8 protein-coding genes are annotated in these 6927 nt (G+C 43.9%); 2 read left to right on the top strand and 6 right to left on the bottom strand.

Features of this window, described 5'->3' with window-relative positions; translation table 11 throughout:
- Window positions 1-87: 87 nt before the first annotated feature.
- The 6 genes from EXT47_RS07005 to EXT47_RS06980 all read right to left on the bottom strand — a co-directional run bounded on the left by EXT47_RS07005 (window position 88) and on the right by EXT47_RS06980 (window position 4330).
- Window positions 88-492, bottom strand: a complete 405-nt coding sequence (locus tag EXT47_RS07005) for a GFA family protein (protein ID WP_039497595.1) — start codon at window positions 490-492, stop codon at window positions 88-90.
- A gap of 63 nt (window positions 493-555) precedes the next feature.
- The gene (gene rluB, locus EXT47_RS07000) at window positions 556-1416 is read right to left on the bottom strand and encodes a 23S rRNA pseudouridine(2605) synthase RluB (protein WP_039497594.1); all 861 of its coding nucleotides are present in this window, start codon (window positions 1414-1416) and stop codon (window positions 556-558) included.
- Complete coding sequence (scpB, locus tag EXT47_RS06995; RefSeq protein ID WP_010378581.1) at window positions 1413-2000, bottom strand: SMC-Scp complex subunit ScpB; 588 nt, start codon at window positions 1998-2000, stop codon at window positions 1413-1415. Before scpB ends, rluB begins: the two co-directional genes overlap by 4 nt.
- A 53-nt stretch (window positions 2001-2053) precedes the next feature.
- Complete coding sequence (locus EXT47_RS06990) at window positions 2054-2848, bottom strand: ScpA family protein (RefSeq protein WP_039497593.1); 795 nt, start codon at window positions 2846-2848, stop codon at window positions 2054-2056.
- 11 nt (window positions 2849-2859) lie between these two features.
- The gene (locus EXT47_RS06985; RefSeq protein ID WP_010378577.1) at window positions 2860-3480 is read right to left on the bottom strand and encodes an L-threonylcarbamoyladenylate synthase; all 621 of its coding nucleotides are present in this window, start codon (window positions 3478-3480) and stop codon (window positions 2860-2862) included.
- Between the two features lie 4 nt (window positions 3481-3484).
- The gene (locus EXT47_RS06980) at window positions 3485-4330 is read right to left on the bottom strand and encodes a PHP domain-containing protein (protein WP_039497590.1); all 846 of its coding nucleotides are present in this window, start codon (window positions 4328-4330) and stop codon (window positions 3485-3487) included.
- A 436-nt stretch (window positions 4331-4766) separates the two neighbouring features.
- On the opposite strand from EXT47_RS06980, the gene EXT47_RS06975 reads away from it, so the two are divergent.
- On the top strand, window positions 4767-6344 hold the full coding sequence (locus EXT47_RS06975; RefSeq protein ID WP_039497589.1) for an anthranilate synthase component 1: 1578 nt from the start codon (window positions 4767-4769) through the stop codon (window positions 6342-6344).
- Window positions 6337-6918 (top strand): aminodeoxychorismate/anthranilate synthase component II, encoded by a 582-nt coding sequence (locus EXT47_RS06970; protein WP_039497587.1) that lies wholly within the window; start codon window positions 6337-6339, stop codon window positions 6916-6918. The genes EXT47_RS06975 and EXT47_RS06970 overlap by 8 nt, the downstream gene beginning before the upstream one ends.
- Window positions 6919-6927 lie beyond the last annotated feature (9 nt).

Below are 6927 nucleotides of genomic sequence, written 5' to 3'. Positions count from 1 at the left end.
TATTGGAAGTGAATTCAACGCAGTTAGCGCTAAAACTGGCTGCTAGAAAGGCATTAATTATCCGCAGCTCAGGTTATATTACTTAAGTTAATCTCTCGGCAAGGTTTCAAACGCCAGCACTTGCTCTAATTTTTCATCCCACTTCGCTTTACTCGCGATAAATAGGTGTGCCGTTGGCGTAAGACTCGGCGCATCATCTAAGCTACCGGCAGGTACCACTAAACCAACAGGCTGCTGGTTTGGTACTGCGGAACCACAAAAAGCGCAAAAGGCTTTAACGTGCTTAGTATTCGGTAAAGTAAAGCGGGTTATCAACTTTTCGCCCGCGAGCCAAGTTAGCATTGCATTTTGAAAAAATAAATTCGCAGCATGTGCGGATCCTGTGTCTTTTTGACAATATTCACAATGACATAGATAAAAGCCCTGCACGTTGCCCTCTACAAGATATTTAACCTGACCACACAGACAACTACCAGCAAACATCTCTTTCATTTGCATCTCCTTATCAAATACAAAAACACCAGCTCACTAGGCTGGTGTTTTAAAAAGCTTAAATTACTTTCTTCTTGGGGTTTTGACCCTTTGATTATGCTTTTTCACTGCTTTGCGGATCTTATTAATTTTCGCGCGCTTGTCTTTACGCTTTTCTGGCATGACCGACAACTTAGTTTGCTGCTCGGCTCTCATGCTTACCGATTTACGTAAGTAGTTAACATCTTCTAATTTTAATTCTTCCCATCCACCTTGTGGCAAGCGTTTGTTAAGCTCCAATTTACCATAACGGATACGGATCAAACGCGACACTTCAACCTCTTGCGACTGCCAAAGACGCCTGACTTCACGATTACGCCCTTCGGTCAGTGTTACGTTGAACCATTTATTCAGACCTTCACCACCAAGTGGCTTAATCTTAAGGAATTTTGCAGGACCGTCTTCTAGCTCAACGCCTTTGGTTAATGTACGCAACGTTTGATTTGTTACTTCACCAAATACCCGGGCAGAATATTCACGTTCGACTTCGTATTTTGGATGCATCAAGCGATTAGCTAGCTCACCATCATTGGTAAAGAGTAACAGGCCTGATGTATTGATATCTAATCGCCCAATAGCTATCCAGCGGTCACCATCTAACTTTGGTAGCCTATCGAATACAGTACGACGACCTTGAGGGTCGCGACGAGTACACAGCTCACCTTCTGGCTTATGATACATAAGTACGCGACAGATGCGCTCTTCTTGCTGCTCTATTTTAACAATATGTCCATCTACACGGATCACCGAAGTCTCTTCCACTCGGTCTCCTAGCTTGGCAACTTTTCCATCTACACTTACGCGGTTAGACTCAATATACTTTTCCATTTCGCGTCTTGAGCCAACGCCAGCTCTTGCCAATACTTTTTGTAGTTTTTCACTCATTCAGATGGTTCTCTCACAGAAGGATCGTTTAATAACTGTTCTATTTTCTCATTATGTTGTTCAGGTAATCGAGGTAATTCTCCAAGGCCAGATAATGAGAAGTAATCTAAAAATTGTTTTGTCGTTGCATACAATGCAGGCTTACCCGGTACCTCTTTGTAACCCACCACTTTTATCCACTCGCGATCTATCAAGCTTTTGATAATATTAGAACTCACGGTAACCCCGCGAACTTGCTCTATTTCACCTCGAGTGATTGGTTGTCGGTAAGCAATCAATGCCAAAGTCTCAAGTGTAGCACGTGAGTATTTTGGTGCTTTTTCCTGCCACAGTTTACTTAGCCAAGGGCTCAAGCTCGGGCAAGCTTGAAAACGGTATCCGGTACCAACCTCAACCAGCCTTACACCGCGAGTTTGATAATGATTTACCAGTGTTTCCAGTGCCTGATCAATACGCGGTGATGACACGCTGATATCTTCCAGCACAGTTTCTTTTAAGCGCTTTTTAGATAACGGCTTATCTGAAACGAAAATCGCTGCTTCAACCAATTCAACCAGTTGTTCATCGCTAACGCGTCTTTTCATATTTTATGCTTGAAGATAAAAATGCGGAGTATAGCAGAGGCTGCAGCCATCCCCTAGCCTTTTAAATGCAGGTAAATCGACGCTGCCGTTGCTGACTGAATATAGTCAACCAATTGCTCCTTAATGAGTTCGAGCATGGCAATAAAAGTAACCACCACACCACTGCGCCCTTCGTCCAAGGTAAAGAATCGCGCAAATTCTACCGGCTTATTCTGTTCTCGTAGCAATTGCAATATAAAACTCATACGCTCTCGAGTCGAAAGTGCTTCTGCGGATATATGATGGTGCTCAAAAGTCTTGGCTCTAGCCATCACTTCCGACAGCGCCAAAAGTAATTCCCTCAGTTCAATGTCTGGGAATTCTGGCTCATTGTCGGTACTACTGTCTACCAGCGCATGAGCGACAAAGATATCACGCTCAACACGAGGGATCTCATCTAAATTCTCAGCGGCTTGCTTAAATTGCTCGTATTCCTGCAAGCGTCTCACCAGCTCTGCTCTGGGGTCTTCCTCTTCCTCTAACTCTTCGTGTTTTGGTAGTAGCATTCTTGATTTTATTTGTGCCAGCAAAGCTGCCATCACTAAGTATTCACCCGCAAGTTCGAGCTGCATGTCCTTCATCATTTCAACGTACTGAACATACTGCTGAGTAATACTAAAAATCGGTAATTCTAGAATATCTAATTTATGTCTTTTAATAAGATAAAGCAGTAAGTCCAACGGGCCTTCAAAGGTCTCTAAGATAACTTCTAGGGCTTCGGGGGGAATATAAAGATCTTCCGGCTTTTCAATTACCGCTTCACCGTGTAAAAAAGCCAGCGGTAATTTCTGTTGGAGTGCTTCTGTCATCTCAACATGCGTTATTCAAAAGGCGATGTATCGCCACAGCCACGACGCAAAATTTCAATGGTGTCTTCAGACATATCAATAACTGTGGTTGCTTGCTCGATTAAATAGCCACCATGAATTATTAAGTCTACGTGCTTCTCAAGACGCATGCGGATATCATCGGGGTCAGACTCAGTAAACTGCTCTCCTGGCAAAATCAAAGAGCATGACATCAAAGGTTCACCCAGCGCTTCCAACAACGCGCAAGTAATTGGGTTATCAGTCACACGGATCCCGATGGTTTTTTTCTTCTCATTGAGCAAACGACGAGGAACTTCTTTCGTCCCTTTAAAAATAAACGTGTACGGACCGGGCGTATTATTTTTAATCATCCTAAACATTTGATTATCGACACGGGCATAGGTCGAAAGCTCCGACAGATCGCGGCATAAAAGAGTGAAGTTATGGTGCTTTTCAATGCCGCGGATCCGCTCTATCCGCTCCTTAGCTTGCTTATTACCGAGGTTGCAACCAATGGCATAGCCGGAGTCGGTTGGAAACACCACCACGCCACCTTGTTCAATAATATCAGCCGCTTGGCGAATTAAACGCGTTTGCGGGTTATCTGGGTGAATATGAAAAAATTGGCTCATAAGCTTATTCCTCTTTGCCTCCCCAATGACGCCAAACTCCTTGACAATCTTTAGGTAAATACAAGTTACGACCAAGGTCGACCCAAGGCATTGGGAAGTGGAAATCTGACCCTTGGCTTGCTAACAATTCAAACTCTTGACTTAGTCGCCCCAAAAATTGGCGCTCAGTAGGCGCTTGCTGCGGCTGTGCAACTTCCATTGCAGCTCCCCCAACCGCTTTAAACTCAGCAATTAACTTTCTTAACCACTTATTCGACATCTTATATCGAGCAGGGTGTGCCAATACACTTACTCCACCCGCTGCGTGAATAGCGGTAACGGCCGTTTGTATATCGCACCATTGACTTGGCACATACCCAGTTTTACCACGTGCTAAAAATTTATTGAAAACGCTTTGCACGTTTTTAGCCACGCCCCGCTCAACCAGCACTTGAGCAAAATGCGCTCTGGTGATCTGCGCCGTTTGGGCAAGTGCAAGGGCATCTTCGTAGACATGTTCATAGCCCTTTTTGGCTAATCGCTCGCCGATTTCTTTTGCTCTGGCTTCTCGCTTTTGCTGCTGCTCGTGCAGCAACTTCGTCAATGCTTCATGCTCAGGGTCAAAATTTAATCCAACAATATGGATCTCAAAGCTTTCCCACTTTGTGGAAATTTCAACACCATTAATAAGCTCTAAAGTGAGATTATTTTGGCTAATGTAGTCTCGGGCAGGCTGGATCGCATCTATCGTGTCATGATCTGTAATTGCAAGAATATCAACGCCTTTTTCCGTTGCTCGCTCAAGCAATTCAGCAACAGCTAAGCGGCCATCGGAAAAAGTAGTATGGCTGTGGAGGTCATATTTAATCAAAATGTATTAACTATCTCTATGAATTATCAACGTTTTGATTATATCACAAGTTAACTGATACGACCTTAGGTTATTTTCTGATATTTGCCCTTGACACTTGTAGCAAGAATAGGGTTTACTGTAGCTAATTTAGATTAAACAACGAAATATTCACAAATGAACAAACAAATTCAAAAAAACATTTGGTGGTGGCACTCGAACTAAGCGGGTGTGTTTCGTTATATCTACGATTTATCAACCCGCGCAATGTCGCGGGTTTTTTTATACTTTTTAGAGGCTTATATGAACAACAATATCACAGTAAACACAATTTGGTGGTGGTGGATGCCCTAGCGGGACGGTATTGTTGTGTCTGAACAATAACCCCCGCAGAGCTCAGCTTTCGGGGGTTTTTTATTTTCTAAACAGAATATCTAGAAATTAAGAGGAATGAGGTTTGATTTTTAGTCATATAACGACCACACCAGGTGAGGTCACCAGCATAAGACAAAGGCGCGATTATATTGCCAGCCCACTGTCTTTATACGCAGGTTTAAACAAAACAAACTCGTTACTGCTCGAATCAGCAGAAATAGAGTCTAAAGACAATGTGAAAAGCATCGTGCTTGTGGATAGTGCGATTCGATTCGAATGCAATGGCGCCCAAGTCATTGCCAAAGCCTTGTCTAACAATGGTGCTCAGTTGCTACCGTACCTTGCGCAAAAGGTCACTAATTGTGACGTGATCCTCAATGATAATACCTTGACGCTCACGTACAACGCATTGGAAAGTAACATTGATGAGCATACAAAACTAAAAGCGGATAACGCCTTTAGTGCGCTCAGAACCTGTATCAATGAAATTAAACGTAACTCAGATACGCCGTTTTCCGTCTTTTTAGGTGGAGTATTCGCCTATGATATGGTGGCAAACTTTGAGCAACTTCCTGAAGTACCAGATGGGGACAACGACTGTCCCGACTATGTTTTCTATCTCGCTGAAACCTTAGTTGTGATCGATCATCAAGCACGAACTACTGAGCTCATTGGTAATGTTTTCAATGGCCCTGAGGTTCACGCCAATTGTTTTGAAGTAGGCAAACAGCTAGAAGAGCTAAACAGTCAGTGTGACCAAATCACTGAATTTCAGTTTGAGCCACAAAGTGGCAGTGCAGACGTCAAAGTCAATGTGAGTGACGACGAATATTGTCAACACGTTGAAAAGTTGAAAACCAACATTATCAACGGTGACATCTTTCAAGTCGTTCCCTCTCGCACTTTTTCACTTCCTTGCCATAACTCACTCGCCGCCTATAAACAGCTCAAACTACAAAATCCTAGTCCCTACATGTTTTATATGAAGGATGAACGTTTTGTACTATTTGGCGCATCTCCAGAGTCGGCGCTCAAATATTGTGAGCAGAGTAACCAAGTTGAAGTCTATCCCATCGCGGGGACGAGACCACGAGGTAAGTTTGCTGATGGTAGTATCAATCCAGATTTAGATAGTCGCATTGAGCTTGAGCTGCGCAACGATCAAAAAGAGCGTGCTGAGCACCTTATGCTGGTTGACCTTGCTCGTAACGATGTCGCACGGATCAGTATTGCAGGTACTCGACACGCAAAAGAATTATTGAAAGTGGACCGCTACTCACAAGTCATGCATTTAGTATCACGCGTCGTTGGCCAATTAAAGCCGGATTTAGATGCGCTTCACGCCTATCAGGCTTGTATGAATATGGGCACTCTCGTCGGCGCACCAAAAGTTAAAGCCGCAGAACTTGTTCGCCATACAGAAAAGCAGCGTCGTGGTAGTTACGGCGGAGCGGTAGGTTATTTGATGGGCAATGGCGCGATGGACAGCTGCATCGTAATTCGCTCCGCGTTTGTAAAAGATAACGTTGCTTACGTGCAAGCGGGTGCGGGTGTTGTGTTTGATTCAAATCCACAAAGTGAAGCAAATGAAACCAAAGCTAAAGCCATGGCAGTGATTAAAGCAGTACAGTCCACGTATGAAGGAGCAAACCATGACTAAGGTATACTTTTTAGATAATTTTGATTCTTTCAGTTATAACCTTGTGGATGAGCTTAGTTTGCTAGGGCTCGATTTGATCGTTTATCGTAACAATCTCTCTGCCGAAACCATTTTCAATAAAATGTGTGCAGAGGTTGATCCAGTGATATTAGTTTTATCACCTGGACCTGGCGCGCCATCGGAAGCAGGCTGTTTGCTCGCGTTAATTGAGCTATGTAAAGGTAAATTCCCCATGCTTGGGATTTGCCTCGGTCAACAAGCCCTAACCCAAAGTTATGGTGGTGAAGTTGGCAAAGCGGGTGAGACGGTACATGGCAAATCTTCTATTATTGAAGCGGATGAGCATCCGGTATTTGCCGGACTTGGGACGCAATTCCCCGTGGCGCGTTATCACTCTTTGATGGCAACAAGCGTACCACCAGCACTGCAAGTGATCGCGAGATATCAGGCCATTCCGATGGCTATCTATCACAGTGAACACAAAGTGATTGGCTATCAATTTCACCCAGAATCAATATTGACCCCCAATGGCGCTCAGCTATTACAACAAAGTATCGCGTACCTTAGCGCTTAGGAGATCAGG

The organism is Pseudoalteromonas sp. CO342X, assembly GCF_004208915.1.
Taxonomy (GTDB): Bacteria; Pseudomonadota; Gammaproteobacteria; order Enterobacterales; family Alteromonadaceae; genus Pseudoalteromonas; species Pseudoalteromonas maricaloris.
The sequence above is the reverse complement of the archived record's forward strand: the minus strand, read 5'-3'. Positions and strand labels throughout refer to the sequence as shown.